The organism is Streptomyces sp. NPDC007084 (assembly GCF_040703595.1).
In the GTDB taxonomy this organism is placed as follows: domain Bacteria; phylum Actinomycetota; class Actinomycetes; order Streptomycetales; family Streptomycetaceae; genus Streptomyces.
The window spans coordinates 92216-111348 of record NZ_JBEYFY010000011.1; the positions used below are offsets into that span (position 1 = coordinate 92216).

General features: G+C 72.2%; 18 protein-coding genes. 10 read left to right on the top strand and 8 right to left on the bottom strand.

Going from position 1 to position 19133, the window contains the following annotated elements:
- The first annotated feature begins 45 nt into the window (after positions 1–45).
- Positions 46–1146, top strand: coding sequence for a peptidoglycan-binding domain-containing protein (locus tag AB0912_RS12765; RefSeq protein WP_366698683.1), 1101 nt, complete (start codon positions 46–48; stop codon positions 1144–1146).
- A gap of 168 nt (positions 1147–1314) precedes the next feature.
- On the opposite strand, the gene AB0912_RS12770 is transcribed toward AB0912_RS12765, so the two are convergent.
- A complete protein-coding gene (locus AB0912_RS12770) occupies positions 1315–1977 on the bottom strand; it encodes an HAD family hydrolase (RefSeq protein ID WP_366698685.1) in 663 nt (220 codons plus the stop codon).
- A 520-nt stretch (positions 1978–2497) separates the two neighbouring features.
- Between AB0912_RS12770 and AB0912_RS12775 the strand changes: the two genes are divergently transcribed.
- Together AB0912_RS12775 and AB0912_RS12780 are read left to right on the top strand one after the other, a co-directional pair.
- Positions 2498–3306, top strand: a protein-coding gene (locus AB0912_RS12775) for an IS5 family transposase (protein ID WP_366698687.1) whose coding sequence is annotated in 2 segments (ribosomal slippage) — positions 2498–2837 and positions 2837–3306 — 810 coding nt in all. Because the reading frame shifts where the segments join, the coding sequence is not laid out codon by codon here.
- A 57-nt stretch (positions 3307–3363) separates the two neighbouring features.
- Positions 3364–4209, top strand: a complete 846-nt coding sequence (locus AB0912_RS12780; RefSeq protein WP_366698689.1) for an inositol monophosphatase family protein — start codon at positions 3364–3366, stop codon at positions 4207–4209.
- Between the two features lie 73 nt (positions 4210–4282).
- On the opposite strand, the gene AB0912_RS12785 is transcribed toward AB0912_RS12780, so the two are convergent.
- Complete coding sequence (locus tag AB0912_RS12785; protein WP_366698691.1) at positions 4283–4714, bottom strand: hypothetical protein; 432 nt, start codon at positions 4712–4714, stop codon at positions 4283–4285.
- A gap of 516 nt (positions 4715–5230) precedes the next feature.
- Complete coding sequence (locus tag AB0912_RS12790; protein WP_366698693.1) at positions 5231–5812, bottom strand: TMEM165/GDT1 family protein; 582 nt, start codon at positions 5810–5812, stop codon at positions 5231–5233.
- 479 nt (positions 5813–6291) lie between these two features.
- On the opposite strand from AB0912_RS12790, the gene AB0912_RS12795 reads away from it, so the two are divergent.
- The 5 genes from AB0912_RS12795 to AB0912_RS12815 all read left to right on the top strand — a co-directional run bounded on the left by AB0912_RS12795 (position 6292) and on the right by AB0912_RS12815 (position 12514).
- A complete protein-coding gene (locus AB0912_RS12795) occupies positions 6292–6936 on the top strand; it encodes an HNH endonuclease family protein (protein ID WP_366698695.1) in 645 nt (214 codons plus the stop codon).
- Positions 6937–7106: 170 nt separating this feature from the next.
- Positions 7107–8768, top strand: coding sequence for an alkaline phosphatase D family protein (locus AB0912_RS12800; protein ID WP_366698697.1), 1662 nt, complete (start codon positions 7107–7109; stop codon positions 8766–8768).
- A gap of 298 nt (positions 8769–9066) precedes the next feature.
- On the top strand, positions 9067–10959 hold the full coding sequence (locus AB0912_RS12805) for an FAD/NAD(P)-binding protein (RefSeq protein ID WP_366698699.1): 1893 nt from the start codon (positions 9067–9069) through the stop codon (positions 10957–10959).
- 82 nt (positions 10960–11041) lie between these two features.
- A complete protein-coding gene (locus tag AB0912_RS12810) occupies positions 11042–11497 on the top strand; it encodes a DoxX family protein (protein ID WP_366698701.1) in 456 nt (151 codons plus the stop codon).
- Between the two features lie 369 nt (positions 11498–11866).
- On the top strand, positions 11867–12514 hold the full coding sequence (locus tag AB0912_RS12815) for a VTT domain-containing protein (protein ID WP_366698703.1): 648 nt from the start codon (positions 11867–11869) through the stop codon (positions 12512–12514).
- 238 nt (positions 12515–12752) lie between these two features.
- Here AB0912_RS12815 and AB0912_RS12820 read toward each other — a convergent pair whose 3' ends face one another.
- The gene (locus tag AB0912_RS12820; protein ID WP_366698705.1) at positions 12753–12983 is read right to left on the bottom strand and encodes a DUF2277 domain-containing protein; all 231 of its coding nucleotides are present in this window, start codon (positions 12981–12983) and stop codon (positions 12753–12755) included.
- 174 nt (positions 12984–13157) lie between these two features.
- On the opposite strand from AB0912_RS12820, the gene AB0912_RS12825 reads away from it, so the two are divergent.
- Positions 13158–14096: a 2-dehydropantoate 2-reductase gene (locus AB0912_RS12825; protein ID WP_366698707.1), complete on the top strand. Its 939-nt coding sequence runs from the start codon at positions 13158–13160 to the stop codon at positions 14094–14096.
- A 160-nt stretch (positions 14097–14256) separates the two neighbouring features.
- Here the strand turns inward: AB0912_RS12825 and AB0912_RS12830 are convergent, their stop codons facing one another.
- From AB0912_RS12830 to AB0912_RS12840, 3 genes are all read right to left on the bottom strand, one after another.
- The gene (locus tag AB0912_RS12830) at positions 14257–14844 is read right to left on the bottom strand and encodes a hydrolase (RefSeq protein WP_366698709.1); all 588 of its coding nucleotides are present in this window, start codon (positions 14842–14844) and stop codon (positions 14257–14259) included.
- Between the two features lie 2 nt (positions 14845–14846).
- Entirely contained in the window at positions 14847–16304 is a 1458-nt protein-coding gene (locus tag AB0912_RS12835) for an MFS transporter (protein WP_366698825.1), read from the bottom strand.
- 101 nt (positions 16305–16405) lie between these two features.
- Positions 16406–16870: a MarR family winged helix-turn-helix transcriptional regulator gene (locus tag AB0912_RS12840; protein ID WP_366698711.1), complete on the bottom strand. Its 465-nt coding sequence runs from the start codon at positions 16868–16870 to the stop codon at positions 16406–16408.
- Positions 16871–17136: 266 nt separating this feature from the next.
- Between AB0912_RS12840 and AB0912_RS12845 the strand changes: the two genes are divergently transcribed.
- Complete coding sequence (locus tag AB0912_RS12845) at positions 17137–17469, top strand: hypothetical protein (protein ID WP_366698714.1); 333 nt, start codon at positions 17137–17139, stop codon at positions 17467–17469.
- Positions 17470–17569: 100 nt separating this feature from the next.
- On the opposite strand, the gene eno is transcribed toward AB0912_RS12845, so the two are convergent.
- Entirely contained in the window at positions 17570–18949 is a 1380-nt protein-coding gene (gene eno / locus AB0912_RS12850) for a phosphopyruvate hydratase (protein ID WP_366698716.1), read from the bottom strand.
- Between the last annotated feature and the right edge of the window lie 184 nt (positions 18950–19133).

A 19133-nucleotide genomic window follows, 5' to 3' on the forward strand; every position in this document is an offset into this window, starting at 1 on the left:
GACGTCCGGATAATCTCTGGAGTTCTCAGGGGGAGGGACCCACTCGTGACTGAACAGACCGGGCATGTCTGCCCCCGCTGCGCCGCCCGCCGCGCGCCGGACGGCACCCCGTCCTGCACGTGCACCCGCCACGCCTCCGACGCCCTCCGCGAGGCCCGCACAGCACAGGCCGCGGCGGCGGAGGACTTCGATCCGCTGCGGATACGGCCGTACGTCGAGCTGAGCGGGGAGTCCGGGGTCCCCGGGGAGGCCGGAGTCTCCGGGGAGGCCGGGGACCCCGGCTTTTCCTCGCCGGCCACGATGCGGCTCGCGGCGATACCGGCGGACGCGGTACCGCCGACTTCGTCGGCCCTTTCGTCCCCCTCGGCGCCCTCGGGACCCTCGGCCCCCTCGGTCCCTGCGGGCCCTCCGGCCGACGAGACGATGCGGCTGACGGCACTGCCCTCGGAGCCGCGCGCCGCCGACGTCCGCCTGTTCCAGGAGAGCGCCTCGGACGCCGGGCCGGGGGTCACGGCCGCGGCGCCCCGGCCGGGGCGCAGGCGGCGCAACGGGATTCTGGCGGCGGCCGGAGTCGTGGTGACGGTGGCGGCCGCGGCGGGGTTCGCGGGCGGCCTGCTCTCGTACGACACCCCGGCGCGGGACAGCGCGCTGCCGGAGGACGTACGGGCGAGTGTGCCGGACGTGTCGCCGAAGGCGCGGTCGGTGGCCCCCTCGGCGAGTACGTCACCCACGGCGTCGGCGTCCGAGGCCCCGGCGTCGTCGCCGAGCGCGAGCCCCTCGCCCTCGGCGCCGGAGTCCGCCGGCGCGTCGGCGTCCGCGTCGGAGTCGGCGCCCTCGTCCCCCACCCCGCCGCCCGCGACCGCGACGGCCACCGCGACGGAGTCGCCGCAGACCACGGGAGCCCAGCCGGGCCTGGCCCCCGGCCCCACCCTGCGGCGCGGCGACAACAGCGCCGAGGTGACCGAACTCCAGCTGCGCATGCGCCAGTTGAGGATGTACATGGGCGACGCGGACGGCTACTTCGACCGCCACCTCGAAGACGCGGTGCGCTGGTACCAGTGGGCCCGGGGCATCACGTCGGACCCGGCGGGCGTATACGGCCCGGCGACCCGGGCGAGCCTGGAGTCGGAGACGTCACAGCCCTGACGCAGGCTGGTGGGCGGGACGGGACCGTGCCGGGTGCGGGCAGAGATGTCAGCCCCTCCGGCGTTTGAGGAGCGGGGGTCTGGGGGCGGAGCCCCAGGGGTGGGACGGGCAGGGGCGGAGGGGGAGCGAAAAACCTCACCCCAGCCCTCTCCTTCCCCTCTCCCCCGCTCAGCCGATGTGCAGCCGAACAGTCCCGTCCCCGACGACCTCGACCCGCACCTGAGTGAGATCACGGACAAGCACGTCCGGCCCATGGACCCCGGCCCGGGGTCCAACCCCGACCACCCGCATACCCGCAGCCCGCCCGGCGGAAATCCCCGCCCCGGAGTCCTCGAAGACGACACAGTCCTCAGGCGCGACCCCCAACTCGGCCGCCCCCTTGAGGAACCCCTCGGGATGCGGCTTGCTGGCCCCGACCGACTCGGCGGTGACCCGCACATCGGGAAGCTTCAGCCCGGCAGCGGCCATCCGCGCGGTGGAGAGACCCACGTCCGCGGAGGTGACAAGGGCGTGCGGAACCCCGGCGAGCGAGGCAAGAAACTCGGTGGCACCCGGGACCTCGACGACGCCGTCCATGTCGGCGGTCTCCTCGGCCAGCATGCGCGCGTTGTCCGCGTGGTTCTGCTCCATGGGCCGGTCGGGCAGCAGCACCGCCATCGAGGCGTAGCCCTGCCGCCCGTGGACGACCTTCATGACCTCGTCCCCGTCCAGCCCGTGCCGGTCGGCCCAGCGGCGCCAGCAGCGCTCGACGACGGCGTCCGAGTTGACGAGGGTGCCGTCCATGTCGAGCAGGAGGGCGCGGGCGGTCAGAACGGTCGTGGCCGTCGTCATCGGCATGCTCCAGGGTGCGGGTAGGGGGTTCAAGAGTCCCCCCGGAAACAAGGCGGCCCCGCCCACCGGTCAGGGAGGTGCGGGCGGGGGCCACTTTGTTCCTTCACGATACAAAACGAGCGGCGACGGCGCCACCGCCCCTGACCAGCCCCTATGCCATCGGCCCCGCAGGGTCAACCCCCGCTCCCCCACGGAGACACCCCCGGTACACCCACCCGAAACCCCGGGCCGGGGCTCGAACCGTCGCCGAGAGCAGGGGCTCAAAGACGTTCCCCACCCCCTCCACCCCTGCCCGTCCCACCCCTGGGGCTCCACCTCAGACCCCGCTCCTCAAACGACGGAGGGGCTGGAATTTTCGCGAGCGCCGGAGGGGCTGAAATATCGCGAGCCACGCACGGTCCGCAGCCGGCATCCGGCGGAAGGGGCCGTACCGGTACGTTAGATGGCCGTCACTTACTGAGCATTTCAGAATGAGTTGGTGGGGGACTTGTTGTGGCGTGGGCTGGGGCAGACTTCCACAATGGCGAATGATCTTGTGCCCGATGACCTCTGGGACCGCGTAGCGCCGTTGCTTCCTCCTCGCCCGCCGCGTCGTCGTCGGTATCCGGGGCGGTTGCCGGTGGAGGACCGGGCTGCCTTGCGCGGGATCGTCTACGTGCTGCGCAAAGGGGTGAGCTGGGCCGACGTGCCAGCTGAGCGGATCGGCTGCAGCGGCGTGACGGCCTGGCGGCGGCTTCGGGACTGGACCGAGGCAGGAGTCTGGCCGCGCCTGCACGAGGTCCTCTTGGCGGACCTGCGCAAAACCGGACTACTGGACATGGACGATGCGGCGGTCGACGGCTCCCACGTCCGGGCTCTCAAAGGGGGGCTCACACCGGGCCTTCGCCAGTCGACCGCGCTCGTCCGGGCAGCAAGCACCATCTGATCACCGACCGGCACGGAACACCTCTGTCCGTGTCCCTGACGGGCGGGAACCGTCACGACGTCACCCAGTTGATTCCGCTGCTGGACGCGATACCGCACATCCGCGGTGCTCGCGGGCGACCCCGCCACCGGCCCAAGCGCCTGTTCGGCGACCGTGGTTACGACTACGCCAAGTACCGCCGCCTGATCAGGGCCCGGGGCATCACACCCAAAGTAGCCCGCAAAGGCACTGCCCACGGCTCCGGCTTGGGGAAGACCCGGTGGGTGGTCGAGCGGACCTTCGCATGGCTCCACCAGTTCAAACGCCTACGGATCCGCTACGAAGTACGCGCCGATCTCCACCTCGGTCTACTCCAACTCGCCTGCAGCATCATCTGCCTACGCCGACTCCGAACGTCGCCCTGAACTGGTCGGTTGAGGAAGAATGCACCTTGGTGCCGGGAGCCGTGACAGGCTCACCGGATGGATCACACATTCGACGCTCCGCCCGCTGACCGAGAGCTTCTCGACTTCGCTGTCGGCTTGGCCACGCGGGCTGGCCAGGTGTCCGCCCAGGGCTTCTTCGGAGAGTGGGGAAGTCGCCGCAAGGAAGACGGCAGCGAGGTAACCGAGATCGACCTCGCAGTCGAAGAGCTGGTCCGAGACGAGCTGGCCCGCCGTATGCCCGAGGACGCCATCTACGGCGAGGAGAGGGGCTCGACCGCCGGGGTGTCAGGGAGACGATGGATCATCGACCCCATCAACGGCACCACATCGTTCACTCGCCGGTGGCCGCTGTTCTCGAACGACATCGCCTACGAGGACGAGTACGGTCCCGCTGTCGGGGTGATCAACATGCCTATGAGCCGACAGATGGTCGTGGCCGGGCGGGGCCTGGGCTGTTGGGTGCTGACCGGGGAGAGCCCGGACCTGAAGTCGGGCCACCGCGCCCGAGTCACCGAGCGGACCAGCGTGGGCGGAGCGAGGACTCAGGCACTCAACCCGGCCGGCTGGCCGGAGGAACTCCTCACCGCTCTCCACCGTCAGGTGTTCCTGATGGCGTCGATGGGCTGCATCGTTGACCTCGTCACCGGCCGCGCGGACGCCGTCGTGATCGCCGGCCCACCCATGGGTTACGAGGACGTGGCACCCATGCCCATCATCGTTTCGGAGGCTGGCGGCCGGGTGACGGACCTAGGCGGCGGGCCCGTACTGGAGGGCGACATGACGGTGCTGGCCACCAACGGCCTACTCCACGAAGCGATCCTGGACCTGGTTGAAGGCCTGCCGCGCAGCCGCGACCTGTACGCCCTCGACGACGGCGTGTAACTCGACAGGGTGCCGACGCTGAAGTTCATTCTGAAATGGTCAGTTAAGGGCACCCTTACAATCCTTTCGGCAGCTACCGATCGACTGACGCCACAACGCCTTCAAGGCGGACAACGTCCCGATTGCCGCCCCACCCTCGAGCGTGACATGCATCGAGCAGTCCCGAAGCTGTCGAGATGAAGCTTTCGAAGGCCTCGACCGCGGGAAGCGTTACCACCTTCTTCTCATGGGGTCCCCCAAGCGTCAGGACGAGCTGTCCGGTGCCCGATCCGCCGACCATCACCCAGAAGGGGCCGTCATAGAAACGTACACGCATTGACGAGGAGTCACTCCCCCCGGCACCCATGAGTGCAATCCCCAGCTCGACAGCGAAAGCAACGGACATGTCGTTCCAGCCGACCTGAGGAAATGCCTCACCACCGGCCTCGATCCACACACCGCCCCAGATGGTTCCCGAATTGGAAATCTCCAGGGAATCCGCATCGCAGCGGAGAGCGAACCCCACAGCTAGCGCCAGACGGGGTAAGCGGTCTCGATGACCTTTGTTTCCCTGTCCAACCACATCTCGATCTCCAACCCTTCAAGTAAATCTTTCCGTCCGCTGTATGCCTCTCAATCACGTGAACCATATCCACCGTGACGGTTTTCCAGGACGGCAAGTTTATTGCCCTTGGAAGGAGGTAAAGTCCCCCTCTTCCAGAGCACGCTTGCCTCCGCCCGAGACCGGGAACGGCACCATGCTCGCGTACAACCCGAAGTTGTACACGGATGGGCACGTGATCTGCGCCCCGCTGAGATAGCTGAAGGTGCCGAAGGTCAGGCCGACCGGCGACGGACCGGTGTCGGCACCTCCTTTTCGCCCGGATGCGGGAGCCGTCCACGCAGGCCCGGGACCAGTCGAGTTCGGCGGCGGCGTTCAGCGCTGCCAGTTCAGCGGCGACGGCCGGATGTACCGGCGCGGACCCGGCCCCCCACCGGACCGGAGCCGCAACCGCCAGCGCCAGCGCCCCGCAGCGAACCCTCAGCCCGCCACAGCCTCGTACAGGCTCCAGACCCCCAGCCCCACCATCAACAGCGCCGCCACCTTGGTGATCAACGACAACGGCACCCGCTTCATCAGCGCCTTGCCGCCCACGATGCCGAGCCCCGCGACCGCCCACAGCGCCAGCACCGCACCGAGCCCCACCGACAGGGGGTCGTCGTAACGGGCGGCGAGGTTCGCGGTCATGATCTGGGTGAGGTCGCCGAACTCGGCGACAAGAATGAGCATGAAGCCCGCCCCGGAGACCTTCCAGAAGCTCTGGTTCTCCGGCCGGCGGACCTCCCCCTCGTCCTCGTCCTTCTTCATCAGGAGCACGGCCGCCCCGCCAAGGAAGAGCACACCGGTCACCGCGTGCACGATCTGCTGCGGCAACAGGGTCAGCACACTGCCCGCCGCGACGGCGAGGGCGACATGGACGGCGAACGCGGCGGCGACACCGACGAAGACGTAGGAGGCGCGGTAGCGCGTGCCGAGGACGAGGCCGGCGAGGGCGGTCTTGTCCGGCAGCTCGGCAAGGAAGACGACACCGAAGACGAGCGCCATCACGCTGAAGCTGATCAAAATTCCTCAATCGGTCGGGCTGCCCCACCGAGAGTGTTGCGACTGCGCGTGTGGTCACTGCGCGACACCTCGGCACGGCAGCGCACAGCGGTACCCGCACCGACAGGTACGGGCGGAAGCACCCCCGCCGGAGGCCCGAAGGCGGCCCGGCACGGGCATGTGCACTGCTTGCCGAAGGTCTCGCTGGCCGGCCCCGTGGAACGAGGTCTGCCTCCGGGCGCCGGCTCAGACGAGCTGAGCAGTATGTCGACGGTCCGGCGAAGAGCTACTCCCCTTCTGCGCCGTCCATAGTACGCGACGCCCGCCCGCCCCCCGAAGGGCCGAAAGTCCCGGCCCCCGGAAAACCCGGAAACCCCCACCCCTTGTCATGTCATGCACACGTCACTAACTTCTAACCGCCCCCACACCCCACGGCAACACACCCCCGCGAGCATTCCTTCGCCCGCACCCCAACACCCCCACGCCCCAAGGGAGTTCACATGCCCAAGGTCTACGCGCGTCGACGGCTGAGCATACTCGCGGCCGTCACCGGACTGATAGCCATGGCCGGTGTCTTCAACGGCCCGACCGCGTCCGCCGCCCTCCCCACCCCGGTCAGCGCGGCCACCGCGCGGACCTACCTCGCGTCCCTCACCGTCGCGACGGAGAACCGCAGCGGATACAACCGGGACCTGTTCCCCACCTGGATCACCATCAGCGGCACCTGCAACACTCGTGAGTACATCCTCAAGCGCGACGGTACGAACGTCGTCACCAACTCGGCCTGCACGGCCACCAGCGGGTCCTGGCACTCCGTCTACGACGGCGCCAACTGGACCGCCGCCTCCGACCTGGACATCGACCACCTCGTGCCGCTCGCCGAGGCCTGGGACTCCGGCGCGAGCGCCTGGACCACCGCGCAGCGCCAGGCCTTCGCCAACGACGTCACCCGCCCGCAGCTCCTGGCCGTCACGGACAACGTGAACCAGGCGAAGGGCGACAAGGACCCGGCCGAGTGGATGCCCCCGCTCAGCTCGTACGCCTGCACGTACGTCCGCGCCTGGGTGCAGGTGAAGTACTACTACAACCTCAAGGTCGACTCCGCCGAGAAGTCCAAGCTCAGCTCGGTCCTGAACGGCTGCTGAGCCCCGGCCCGACGCGGCCGTGAGCGACAGCCGGCTCCCCCGAGGAGTCCGGGCGCCGCTCCCGAGGACGCCGGGCGCCGCTCCCCCCACAGCACTCCCCCGGCGTCCGGCCCCCTCGCCACCTCCTCCGTCGTTCCGTACCGTACGGGGCGACGGAGGAGGGTGATCACATGGCCGAGCTGCGCCTGGGACCGCTGCTGCGGTATGTCGACGGCTCGTCGGCGACCTTCTGGGTCGAGGCGAGCCGGCCGTGCACCGCCGAGGTGCGCTGCGCGGACGGGACGTCGGGATCGGCCCGTACGTTCCAAGTCGCCGGCCACCACTACGCGTTGGTGCCGGTGAGCGGTCTGACACCGGGGACGGCGACCGCGTACGAGGTGCTGCTCGACGGCGAGGGCGTGTGGCCGCTGCCGGAGTCGGAATTCCCGCCCCCGGTGGTGCGGAGCCTCGCGGGGGACGACACCCCCGTGCGCGTCACCTTCGGCTCCTGCCGCTGGGCGGCGCCGCCGGCGGACGAGAAGGACCCGGCGGGGCCCGACGCGCTGGACATCCTCGCGGGCCGCGTCGCCGCCGACCCGGAGGGCGAACGCCCGGACGTACTGCTGCTGTTGGGCGACCAGGTGTACGCGGACGAGGTCTCGGACGCGACCCGCGCGTGGATGGCCGCCCGCCGCGACCCGGCCGAGCCGCCCGGCGACCAGGTCGCGGACTACGAGGAGTACACCCGGCTCTACTACGAGTCCTGGCTCGATCCCGAGATCCGCTGGCTGCTGTCCACGGTGCCCAGTTGCATGATCTTCGACGACCACGACGTCATCGACGACTGGAACACCAGCGAGGCCTGGGTGAAGGACATGCGCGCGACCCCGTGGTGGCGCGAGCGGATCCTGAGCGGGCTGATGTCGTACTGGGTGCACCAGCACCTCGGGAACCTCTCCCCCGGCGAACTCTCCCGCGACCTGCTGTACGCGGCGGTGTGCGAGACGCCCGACGGTACGGACGTGCTGCGGGGCTTCGCGGCGCAGGCCGACGCCGATCCGGCCTCGGTCCGCTGGAGCTACCGCCGCGACTTCGGCCGGACCCGGGTCCTGATGGTCGACAGCCGCGCGGCCCGGGTGCTGGCCGAACAGGACCGGGCGATGCTCGACGCCGGGGAGTCGGCCTGGCTGCGCGAACAGGCCCTGGACGCGCCGGACACCCGCGACCATCTGCTGATCGGCACCTCGCTGCCCTGGCTGCTGCCGCCGCTGATCCACCAGGCGGAGGCGTGGGACGCCGCGCTGTGCCGCGGGGAACGGGGGCCGCGCTGGGCGCGGTTCGGCGAGAAGCTGCGGCGCGCGGCGGACCTGGAGCACTGGGCCGCGTTCCCCGAGTCGTTCGAGGAGCTGGCGGATCTGGTGGCGGACGCCGGGTCCGGGGAGCACGCGCCGGCGACCGTGTGCGTGCTGTCGGGGGACGTGCACCACGCCTATGTGGCCGAGCCGGTCTGGGCCGATTCCGCCCGGCAGCCGGCCTCCCGGGTGCTCCAGCTGACCTGCTCGCCCGTCCACAACTCCGTGCCGGCGCAGATACGCCTCGGCTTCCGGTTCGGCTGGAGCCGGCTCGCCCGGCGGCTCGGCGACGCGCTGGCCCGGCACGGCCGGTGCGCGCCGGGGTCGGTCGACTGGAGCCGTACGGGCGGCCCCTGGTTCGGCAACCAGCTCATGACGCTGACCCTGCGGGGGCGTTCGGCGTCGCTGCGTCTGGAACAGGCGGTGGCGGGGCGCGGCGGGAAGGCGGGCGGGGGCGCGCGGCTGCGGACGGTGCGGGAGTCCGTACTCGCCCCGCAATAGGGCCTTTTCACCTGGTTGTTGGGCTGTTTGTCCCCGATGATCGTGACGCATCCCACACCGGGTGCCGATCCTTCGCTCCGGGGTCGGCGCGCACAGCGCCCGGCGGCATGATGAGGCGGACCGTCCGCTTCCCGTGGGCGGTCCGCCGTCCTGGTCCGCCGTCCTGGTCCGCCGTCCTGCGCCCCCACGCCCGGGAGTCACACCCTTGTCCGCAGAGCCCTCCCCCCACCGCTCCGCCGCACCCGTCGCCCCCGTCACACCGCGATGCCCGGCGCCCGTCCGGTCTTCGCGGGTCTCCGTGCCCGTCCGGTCGTCGCGGGTCTCCGTGGCCGTCGTCGGCGCGGGTCCGCGCGGCACGAGCGTCCTGGAGCGCCTCTGCGCGTCCGCGCCAGAGCTGCTCGCGCCGGGCGCGCGACTGACGGTCCATGTCGTCGACCCGTATCCGCCGGGCCCCGGCCGGGTGTGGCGTACCGGGCAATCGCCGTGTCTGCTGATGAACACCGTGGCCTCGCAGGTGACGCTGTTCACCGACGAGAGCGTGGACTGTTCGGGGCCCGTCCGTCCGGGGCCGAGTCTGCACGCGTGGGCGGGCGGTGAGCTGGGCCCGGACGCGTATCCGACGCGCGCCCAGTACGGCCGCTATCTGGAGTGGGTGTTCGCCGAGGTGGTGCGCGGGGCGCCGCCCGAGGTGCGGGTCGAGGTGCACGCGGCCCGGGCGCTGCGGCTCACCGACGGGCCCGGCGGCCGTCAGACGCTGGCCCTGTCCGACGGCCGTACGCTGACCGGCCTCGCCGCCGTGGTGCTGGCCCAGGGGCATCTGCCGGTGCTTCCCGACGCGGCGCAGCAGGGGCTCGCCGCGGACGCGGCGCGGTACGGCTTGCGCCACATCCCGCCGGCCAACCCCGCCGACGTCGGCCTCGCCGGTATCGCGCCGGGCGAGCCGGTCCTGTTGCGCGGTCTCGGGCTCAACTTCTTCGATCACATGGCCCTGTTGACGCAGGGCCGCGGCGGCCGGTTCGTCCGGGCGGACGGCGGGCTGCGCTATGTGCCGTCGGGCAACGAGCCGCGCCTGTACGCCGGTTCGCGGCGCGGTATCCCGTACCAGGCGCGCGGCGACAACGCGAAGGGCCCCTACGGCCGGCACCTCCCGCTCGTGCTGACCGACGACGTGATCGGCCGTTTCCGCAAGCGCGCGGACTCCGGTGACGCGCCGGACTTCCTGCGGGAGATATGGCCGTTGGTCGCCAAGGAGGTCGAAACGGTCTACTACGAGCGGCTGTTGGCGGCCTCCGGCCGCGCCGAGGCCTTCCGGGCGCGCTTCCTGGCCACCCCGCACGGCACGGCCCAAGAGGCGCGCGTACTGGGCGAGTTCGGGGTCGCAGAGGCGGATCGCTGGTCCTGGGAGCGGGCCTCCCGGCCGTACGGCGGGCGGGAGTTCACGGGTCCGGCGGACTGGCGGGAGTGGCTGCTCGGCCATCTGCGCGAGGACGCGGCGCAGGCGGCGCTCGGCAATGTGGCCGGTCCGCTGAAGGCGGCCCTCGACGTGCTGCGGGACCTGCGCAACGAGCTGCGCCGGATCGTGGACCACGGCGGTCTGTCCGGGGAGTCGCGCCGCTCCCATCTGGACGGCTGGTACACGCCGTTGAACGCGTTCCTGTCCATCGGCCCGCCGCGCGGCCGGATCGAGGAGCTGGCCGCGCTGATCGAGGCGGGGGTGGTGGAGGTGATCGGCCCACGGCTCGACGTACGGGCCGAGGACGGGGCCTGGGTGGCGCGTTCGCCCGACGTCCCCGGCTCCGCCGTCCGCGCGACGACGCTCGTGGAGGCGCGGCTACCGGAACCGGATGTGCGGCGCACCGGGGACGAACTCCTGGCGCGGCTGCTCAAGACGGGCGGGTGCCGTCCGCACACGGTCGACGGCTACGAGACCGGCGGGCTGGACGTCACCGAGCGGCCGTACCATCTGATCGACCGTCAGGGCCGTGCGCACGCGCGGAGGTTCGCGTTCGGGGTGCCCACGGAGGGGGTGCACTGGGTGACGACGGCGGGTGCGAGACCCGGAGTGGATTCGGTCACCCTCTCGGACGCCGACGCGCTGGCGCGGGCCGCGCTACGTGCGGCTACGGCCGAAGCGGAACCGCGAACGGAGGCGCACCCGTGGCCGAATGTTGAACTTGCAAGCATAGATTAGGCTCACCTAACGTTGGTGGCTCACTCGGTTCCGTCCCCACGGTCCGGCCCGCCCGGCCGGATCCGACCGAAGGAGTTCCCCCATGACCGGACGCCTCAACAGCGCCCAGCCGTACGCCATAGCACTGTTCCGGATCGTCGTCGGCCTGCTCTTCGCCGCGCACGGCGCCGCCTCGCTCTTCGGCGTGCTCGGCGGCGCGGCGGGCACCGACGGCGGCACCCTCACGGCGGGCACCTGGCCCGGCTGGTACGCGGCCGTCATCCAGCTCGTCGCCGGCGCCCTCGTCCTGCTCGGCCTCGGCACCCGCGCCGCCGCGTTCATCGCCTCCGGCTCGATGGCGTTCGCCTACTTCGACGTGCACCAGTCGGCGGCGCTGTGGCCGATCCAGAACGGCGGCGAGCTGTCCGCGCTGTTCTGCTGGGCCATGCTCCTGCTGGTCTTCACCGGCTCCGGCGCGCTCGGCCTCGACCGGCTGCTCGGCGCCCGTACGCCCGCGGCCGTGGAGGACCAGCGCGCCTCGGAGCCCGTCACCGCCTGACCCCACGGACACCCGGCACCGGACACGGGACACCGGAGGCCACGCACCGGTCCGGTGCGGTGCGGTCCGGACCGGTCCGGACCGCACCGGGCCGGACGGGCCCGCCCGCCTGTCCTTCCGGCCGCCCGCTCGCCCTTCCGTCCGCCCGACGCGTCCGCCCCGGTCACCAGGGGCGGGCGCCGTCGTGTCCGCCCCGGCGGCGGGCGGAGCGTGCGGACAGGTGAACGTGCTGTGATCGACACATGTGGCCCCCGTGGATCTCCGGGCCCGTCCTCGGCGTACGCTGTATGGCTGTTACTGGCCGCCCCTGCCGCTCCCCGCGACATCGCGGCATGGTCCGTGCCTACGGGGGATTCCGGGGGAGTTTCGGTGCTGGAGAGTGTGGGGTCGCTGACGGGCAGCCCATGGATCTACGCGGCGGTCGCCGTGTCCGTCGTCCTTGATGTGTTCCTGCCGGTCCTGCCCAGCGGTGTCCTGGTGATCACCGCGGCCACGGCCGCGGCGGGCACGGCCGCGGCGGGCACCGCCACCGGCGCCGTTCCGCACGCCGTCCCCGACCTGCTGGTGCTGACCCTCTGCGCGGCCACCGCCTCGGTCCTCGGCGACCTGGTGGCCTACCGCCTCGCCTGGCGCGGCGGCGAACGCCTGGACCGCGCCATCGCCCGCTCGCGCCGCCTCACCCAGGCGCAGGAACGTCTCGGCGAGGTGCTGGCGCGCGGTGGCCCGGCGCGCGGTGTGCTGGTCGTCGTCGCGCGCTTCGCGCCGGCCGGCCGCTCGGTCGTCTCGCTCGGCGCGGGCGCGGCGCACCGCCGCGTCCGCGAGTTCCTGCCCTGGTCGGCGCTGGCCGGCTGCGCCTGGGCCGGGTACAGCGTGGGCCTCGGCTACTTCGGCGGCCAGTGGCTGGGCGCCACCTGGCTGGCGACGGGCGTCTCGTTCGGGGCGCTGTTCGTCGCCGGGGCGGGCGCGGCCTATCTGGTGCGCCGTCCCGCCGTACGGGAACAGCGCGCCGGCGCCTGACCGTCCCGGCGCACGGGACCCGCCCACCGGCGCCTCACCGTCTCCCCGTACGGGAAGAGCCCCCGGCCCCCGGCCGTCTCCCCGTACGGCGGAACAGCCCACCGGCGCCCGGCCGCCCCGCCGTACGAGAACAGCCCCCGGTGCCCGGCCGTCTCCCCGCACGGCGGAACAGCCCACCGGCGCCCGGCCGTCTCCCCGTACGGCGGGACGGCGCACCGGCGCCCGGCCGTCGCGTGCGCTATCCGGCGCGTCGGGCCGGCACGCCCCGTACCTCCAGGCTTTCCAGGAGGTCGGTGGTCGCGGCGGCGACCGCCTCGACGGCACGGTCGAAGGCCTCCTGGTTGTGGGCGGCCGGGGCGCGGAACCCGGAGACCTTGCGCACGTACTGCAGGGCGGCGGCGCGGATCTCGTCGTCGGTCGCTTCCTCGGGGATCGCCGGCGGGCGGAGGGTCTTGATGCTGCGGCACATGCGTCCAGTGTCGCGCGCCCGGCGCGCTCGTGCGGCGCCCGCACGAAATCGGCCCGCAGGGCGGCAGGAAACAGGGCGCCGGACCGGGCGCGGGGAATAGCGGCACGGGCAGCCGGCTTGTGCCGATCATGAACGGGCGGCCCTCTCGGGCCCCGTGGGGAGGAGCGAGGACGTATGACGAACGACCGGCTGACCGTGGCGGTACTGGGCCCCGGGGGCGTGGGCGGACTGCTCGCCGCGCTGCTGGCCCGGGCCGGACACCGGGTGATCTGCCTGGCCGGGGAGGACACCGCGCGGGCGCTGGCCGCCGACGGCATCGAGGTGCGCAGCGGCCTGTTCGGGAACTTCACGGCACGGGTGTCGGCGGACACCGAACTGCGCGAGCCGGTGGACGCGCTGCTGGTCTCCGTCAAGGCGACGTCGCTGGGCGCCGCCCTGGAGCGGGTCCCCGCGAAGGTGCTGGGCGAGGAGGCGCTCGTCGTCCCGTTCCTGAACGGTGTGGAGCACCCGGCGCTGCTGCGGGAGCGCTACCGCCCCGAGCAGGTCTCCCCGGCGGTGATCCGCGTGGAGTCGACGCGGGTCGCGCCGGGCGTGATCGAGCACGGCAGCCCCTTCGCCGAGGTCGACCTGACCGCCGAGACGGCCTCCCGCCCCCGGGTCGACGCGCTCGCCGCGGCGCTGGAGGAGGCCGGGGTGCGCGTCCGGGTCGAGGACGAGGAGGCGCCGGCACTGTGGGCGAAGATGTCGTTCCTCGCGCCGTTCGCCCTGCTGACCACGCGCTACGGGCTGCCGCTGGGTGACGTACGGACCCTGCACCGCGAGGAGTTGACCGCGCTGGTCGAGGAGACGGCGGCGGTCAGCAGCGCGTCCGGCGCCCCCGCCGACCCGGCGGCGGCGCTGGCCCGCTACGACGCGTTCCCGCCGGGCGCCAAGTCGTCGATGCAGCGCGACGCGGAGAGTGGCCGCGCCCTCGAACTCGACGCGATCGGCGGCGCGTTGCTCCGTGCGGCGGAGCGGGCCGGGGTACCGGTACCGGTGGCGGCGGGTCTCGTACGGGATCTGACGCCGGGGTCGGGTACGGGGACGGGCGGCGCGGCGGGTACGGAGGGCTGAGGCGGGCGCCTGCCCTGAACGGCCGGGGCCGGGGCCGGAGTTCACGAGGACTCCGGTCCCGGCCCTGCCCCTTACCCTCGCCCTGCGCCTTACCCTGGCCCGCCGACGATCCACGGCCCCGGGCATTGTCCTGTCCCGGCGTACCGCCCGAACTACCGGCTCAGACGCGGGACTTGTCGAGCAGTTCGAGGATCTCGTCGGTGGTGCCGGTCTCGCCGAGACGCGGGAAGATCCGCTCGACGCTGTTGCGGTGCGTCTCGGGGTTCATGTCGGACATGGCGTCGGTGGCCAGGGTGACGTGGTAGCCGTGCTCGTGGGCGGCCCGGGCGGAGGACTCCACGCCGATGCTGGTGGCGATGCCGGTCAGCACGATCTGGGTGATCCCGCGGCGGCGGAGCTGGAGGTCGAGGTCGGTGCCGTAGAAGGCACCCCAGTTCCGCTTGGTCACGGTGATGTCCTCGGGGTGGCCGGCGAGGTCGTCGACGATGACGTCCCAGCCCTCGGGGAAGCTGCGGCCACGGGAGGCGGCCTCGTTGCGGCCGGGCACGGCGTCCGCGCCGTCGGCGGCGGCGGTGACGCGTACGAGGACGACCGGGAGGCCGTGGCCCCGGAAGGCGTCCGCGAGACGGACGGAGCGCTCCACGACCTCGGCGGCGGGGTGCGGGGCGAGGCCCGGGCTGCCGACGATGCCCTTCTGGAGGTCGATGACGACGAGCGCGGTGCGGGGGTCGAGTGTGGTGACTGCCATGGTCAGGCCTTTCGGGGGGTGAGGGTGCCAAGTGACCGGTCGATCACGGTGACCGCCAGGAGCAGCAGGGCTCCGGCGAGCATGAAAAGGGACAGGTGGTGCAGGCCGCCGGTGTCGGCGCCGTGCCGGAAGAAGGCGGCGTCCGCCGCGGAGGCGGCCATCGCGCCGAGGTACATGAAGGTGCGCAGCAGCCCCGCCGCGGAGCCGATGCGGGCGGGGTCGGCCTGCCGGTAGAGGGCGTTCTGGTTGGCGAGGCCGTTGAGTCCCTGCGGTACGCCCATGAGGGCGCCGACCGCGCCCAGCAGCCAGATCGCGCTGCCCGCCTGGAGGGTCAGCATCGCCACGCATCCGGCGATCTGGACGAGGCTGCCGACCACCAGTTTGCCCCGCACGGCCTCGCGCCGGCCGGTGACCGCGGAGACGAGCAGCCCACTGAGCGACAGGGGCAGCAGGACGAGTCCGGCGCCGGCGGCGTGCAGTCCGCGCCCCTCCTCCAGCCACTGCGTGAACCCGTACAGGAAGGCGTAGGCGGTGGTGAAGCTGAGGAACTGGCGCAGGTAGGTGGCCAGCAGGGGGCCGTTGCCGCCGAGGACCCGCAGGTCGATGAAGGGTTCGGGGACGCGCAGTTCGCGCCGCGCGAAGGCGGCGCCGGCGACGAGGGCGAGCACCGGCAGGTACCAGGTCCCGGCCCGCGGTGCCATGAGGAACAGCATGAGGCAGCCGAGCAGGGCGGCGAAGAGGGCCATGCCCGGGAGGTCGATGGCACGGGCGGCGGGGACAACGGCGGGGGCTTGGGCGGGGGCGGCGGGCGCGGGGACGGTGGGCAGGCCGCTCGCGTCCGCCGCGGGGTCCGGGCCCGCCGTGGCGGCCCGGCCGGCCTCGGTCGTCCGGCCGGCCTCGGTCTTCCGGGTGGGCCGGGCCTTCCGGGTGGCCTTCGGCAGCCGGACCGCGCCGAGGACCAGACAGGCCAGCGACAGGGGCACGTTGACGAGGAAGATGGTGCGCCAGCCGCCGAGGCCGATGAGCAGTCCGCCGAGGGTGGGGCCGATCACGGAGACGGTCTGCGCGGAGACGGCGAGCGCGGTGAGCACTGCGGCCGGGCTGTCCCGGCCGGTGCGTTCGGCCTCGCTGCGGGTGAGGTGCATCGCGGCGGGATACGCGGCCGAGGTGCCGAACCCGAGCAGGACCCGGGCGACGACGAGCACGCCGAGGCTCGGGGCGAGGGCGCCGACGAGTCCGGCGACGCCCACCATGGCCGTACCGATGAGGTAGAGGCGGCGCGGGCCGAACATGTCGACGAGCCGGCCGATGACGGGCTGGCCGACGGCGGTGGCGAGGTAGAGGCCGGAGACCAGCCACGCGGTCTGGGACGGCGGCGCGCCGAGCGCGCTGCCGATCGGCACCAACGCCACCGCGATCATCGAGGAGTTGACCGGGTTCAGTACGGAGCCGAGGACCATCGGCGCGATCAGCCGGCGGTCGAACCGGTCGGGCGGCGGCCTGCGGTCGGCCTCGGCGTCGCCGGCGAAGCGCTGCTGGAGCCGCTCGCGGAGGGTGGGTATCACGGGCGGGTCAGCCGTTCGAGCAGGGCCATCGCGGCGATGATCGTCTGCCGCTCCTCCTCGGTGCAGCGCTCCTCGAAGGCGTGGGCGAGCCAGGCGGAGCGGGCTTCCCGGGTGCCTTCGACGCGCTCGCGTCCCGCCTCCGTGAGGGTGACGAGCTGCCGCCGGCCGTCGCCGGGGTCCGGGTTGCGCTGGATGAGGCCGTACTGGTCGAGGGCCGCGAGGGTGGCGGCCATCGACTGCGGCCGGACGCCCTCGACGGCGGCGAGCGCGCTGGCGGTGGCGGCGCCGCTCTTGCTCACGAGGATGAGCGCGGACGTCTGGGAGGGCGTGAGGTCCTGCTTCTCGGAGACCTCGCGGATCCGGCGCCGGAGCAGGCTGAACGCGACCCGCAGGTCCTGCGCGGCGCGGGCGGCGGAGTCCGAGACGCCCGGGTCGTAGGGAGGGGTGCTGTCCTGAGCCATGCGGGCCACCGTAAATTAAACAGCCAAGACTGTCCAGTTCCACCTGCACAGCTTTCCTGCACAGCTTTTCTGCACACTGTCGCCGCCCCCGCCTCCACCCCTGTCGCCATCCCCCCTCTCCTCCCCCCTCCCCCGCCCTTCTCGCAGCTCGGAGGGAGTGCGTCCTCCCGGGGCCGGTACATCCGGGGCGCACCCCTCGACACCCGTTCGCGTGAAGTCCCGGAAGGAACTCGCACCACAAAATCGAACAGGCGTACCATTGCCGTGTGGCTGCGACCTATGACTTCCCGAGTGACCTCCTGGCCGGCCAGGAGGAGCTGCATCAGGTCCGGGCCGAGCTGCTGGCCCTGCTGAAACGACTCCCCTGGTCGGTCGAGCCGCTGGACGGCTTCAGCGACACCGGCGGCTGGCGCAAGGTGGAACGCCCGGCGTCCCCCGGCTGGACCCCCGACGAACAGGCCGAGGTGGAAAAACTCCGCCAACGCGAACGCGAACTGGCCGTCTTCGTCTCCGGCCACCGCTTCTGGTCGGAGGTCGCCCCACCGGAGAAGGTGGAGGCGCGGATGGGGTTGAAGCATGCGGGGGACGGGGGCGCGTAGGAGAGGCGGGGGCCGTCCGAGCGGGGCGTGGGACCGTGTAAGCGCGGCTCGGGGGTGTGCGGTTGGGCGCCGGTTTTCGGGGAGGGCTCCCGCCCGGCCGTCAGCCCCGGCGCAGCGCGGAACCGCCCGCGAAGCGGGCCGCGGTGCCCAACTCCTCTTCGATGCGGATCAGTTGGTTGTACTTGGCCGTCCGGTCGGAGCGGGAGAGTGAACCCGTCTTGATCTGGCCGCAGCCGGTCGCCACCGCGAGGTCCGCGATGGTGGTGTCCTCCGTCTCGCCCGAGCGGTGCGACATGACGGCCGTCCAGCCCGCCTGGTGGGCCGTCTCCACCGTGGCGAGCGCCTCGGTGAGGGTTCCGATCTGGTTGACCTTGACCAGAACCGAGTTGCCGACGCCAGTGCGGATGCCCTCGCGCAGCAGGGTCTCGTTGGTGCAGAACACGTCGTCGCCGGTGAGCTGGCAGCGGTCGCCGACGCGGGCGGTCAGCTCGCGCCAGCCGTCCAGGTCGTTCTCCGCCATGGGGTCCTCGATGGAGACGATCGGGTAGGCGTCGATGAGCCTGGCGAGGTAGTCGGCGTTCTCCGAGGGAGTGCGGCGTACGCCCTCGCCCGTGTAGTCGTACACCCCGTCGTGGAAGAACTCCGACGATGCCGGGTCCATGATCAGGCCGATGTCCGTGCCGGGGCGGTAGCCGGTGCGTTCGATGGCGGCCGTCACGAAGTCGAGCGCCTCCTCGGCGGTACGCAGGGCGGGCGCGAAGCCGCCCTCGTCGCCGACGCCCGTGGAGTGCCCGGCGGCCAGCAGGTCCCGGCGCAGGGTGTGGAAGACCTCGCTGCCCATGCGGACGGCTTCCGCGAAGGTCGGCGCACCCACGGGCGCGATCATGAACTCCTGGAAGTCCAGCGGATTGTCGGCGTGGGCGCCGCCGTTGACGATGTTCATCATCGGCAGCGGCAGGAGGTGGGCGCCGGCGCCGCCGAGGTAGCGGTAGAGGGGCCGGCGGTGGGCCACTGCGGCGGCCTTGGCGACGGCGAGGGAGACGCCGAGGACGGCGTTGGCGCCCAGGCGGGATTTCGTGGGGGTGCCGTCGAGGGCGATCAGCGCGGCGTCGAGGCCCGCCTGGTCGCCGGCGTCCCGGCCCCGTACGGACTGCGCGATCTCCCCGTTGACGTGGGCCACGGCGCGGTCGACGCCCTTGCCGTGCCAGCGCGCGGCGTCCCCGTCACGCAGCTCGACGGCCTCGCGGGCTCCGGTGGAGGCACCGGAGGGGACGGCGGCCCGCCCCAGGGACCCGTCGGCCAGGACGACGTCGACTTCGACCGTGGGGTTGCCGCGGCTGTCGAGGATCTGGCGGGCGGTGACGGTGGCGATGGCTGTATCGGCATCTGTGTCGGTACCGGTATCGGCATCGGTATCGATGGGGGTGCCGGTGCTCCGAGCAGCGCTCGCAACGGCGCTTCGAACAGCCTTGATGGACATGGGAGTTCCTTTCCCTTGCCGTATGCCGTGACCCCTGCTGCGACAACGCTGGCGCCGAGCCCGGCGAACCAAACACTACAGCAATGCTGCTCAGTTTTGCTGTTCAGCATTGCTGTGCAGTGTTGCTGTGCAGGGTTGCTGTGCAGCATTGCCGCGGTGTCGCTGTGTGGTCAGGCGTCCAGCG

Bases quoted from the DNA above. Each gene is read 5' to 3' on its own strand.
- AB0912_RS12770 (WP_366698685.1), bottom strand. From the start codon at position 1,977: ATGACGACGGCCACGACCGTTCTGACCGCCCGCGCCCTCCTGCTCGAC.
- AB0912_RS12780 (WP_366698689.1), top strand. From the start codon at position 3,364: ATGGATCACACATTCGACGCTCCGCCCGCTGACCGAGAGCTTCTCGAC.
- AB0912_RS12795 (WP_366698695.1), top strand. From the start codon at position 6,292: ATGCCCAAGGTCTACGCGCGTCGACGGCTGAGCATACTCGCGGCCGTC.
- AB0912_RS12800 (WP_366698697.1), top strand. From the start codon at position 7,107: ATGGCCGAGCTGCGCCTGGGACCGCTGCTGCGGTATGTCGACGGCTCG.
- AB0912_RS12810 (WP_366698701.1), top strand. From the start codon at position 11,042: ATGACCGGACGCCTCAACAGCGCCCAGCCGTACGCCATAGCACTGTTC.
- AB0912_RS12820 (WP_366698705.1), bottom strand. From the start codon at position 12,983: ATGTGCCGCAGCATCAAGACCCTCCGCCCGCCGGCGATCCCCGAGGAA.
- AB0912_RS12825 (WP_366698707.1), top strand. From the start codon at position 13,158: ATGACGAACGACCGGCTGACCGTGGCGGTACTGGGCCCCGGGGGCGTG.
- AB0912_RS12830 (WP_366698709.1), bottom strand. From the start codon at position 14,844: ATGGCAGTCACCACACTCGACCCCCGCACCGCGCTCGTCGTCATCGAC.
- AB0912_RS12835 (WP_366698825.1), bottom strand. From the start codon at position 16,304: ATGGTCCTCGGCTCCGTACTGAACCCGGTCAACTCCTCGATGATCGCG.
- AB0912_RS12840 (WP_366698711.1), bottom strand. From the start codon at position 16,870: ATGGCTCAGGACAGCACCCCTCCCTACGACCCGGGCGTCTCGGACTCC.
- eno (WP_366698716.1), bottom strand. From the start codon at position 18,949: ATGTCCATCAAGGCTGTTCGAAGCGCCGTTGCGAGCGCTGCTCGGAGC.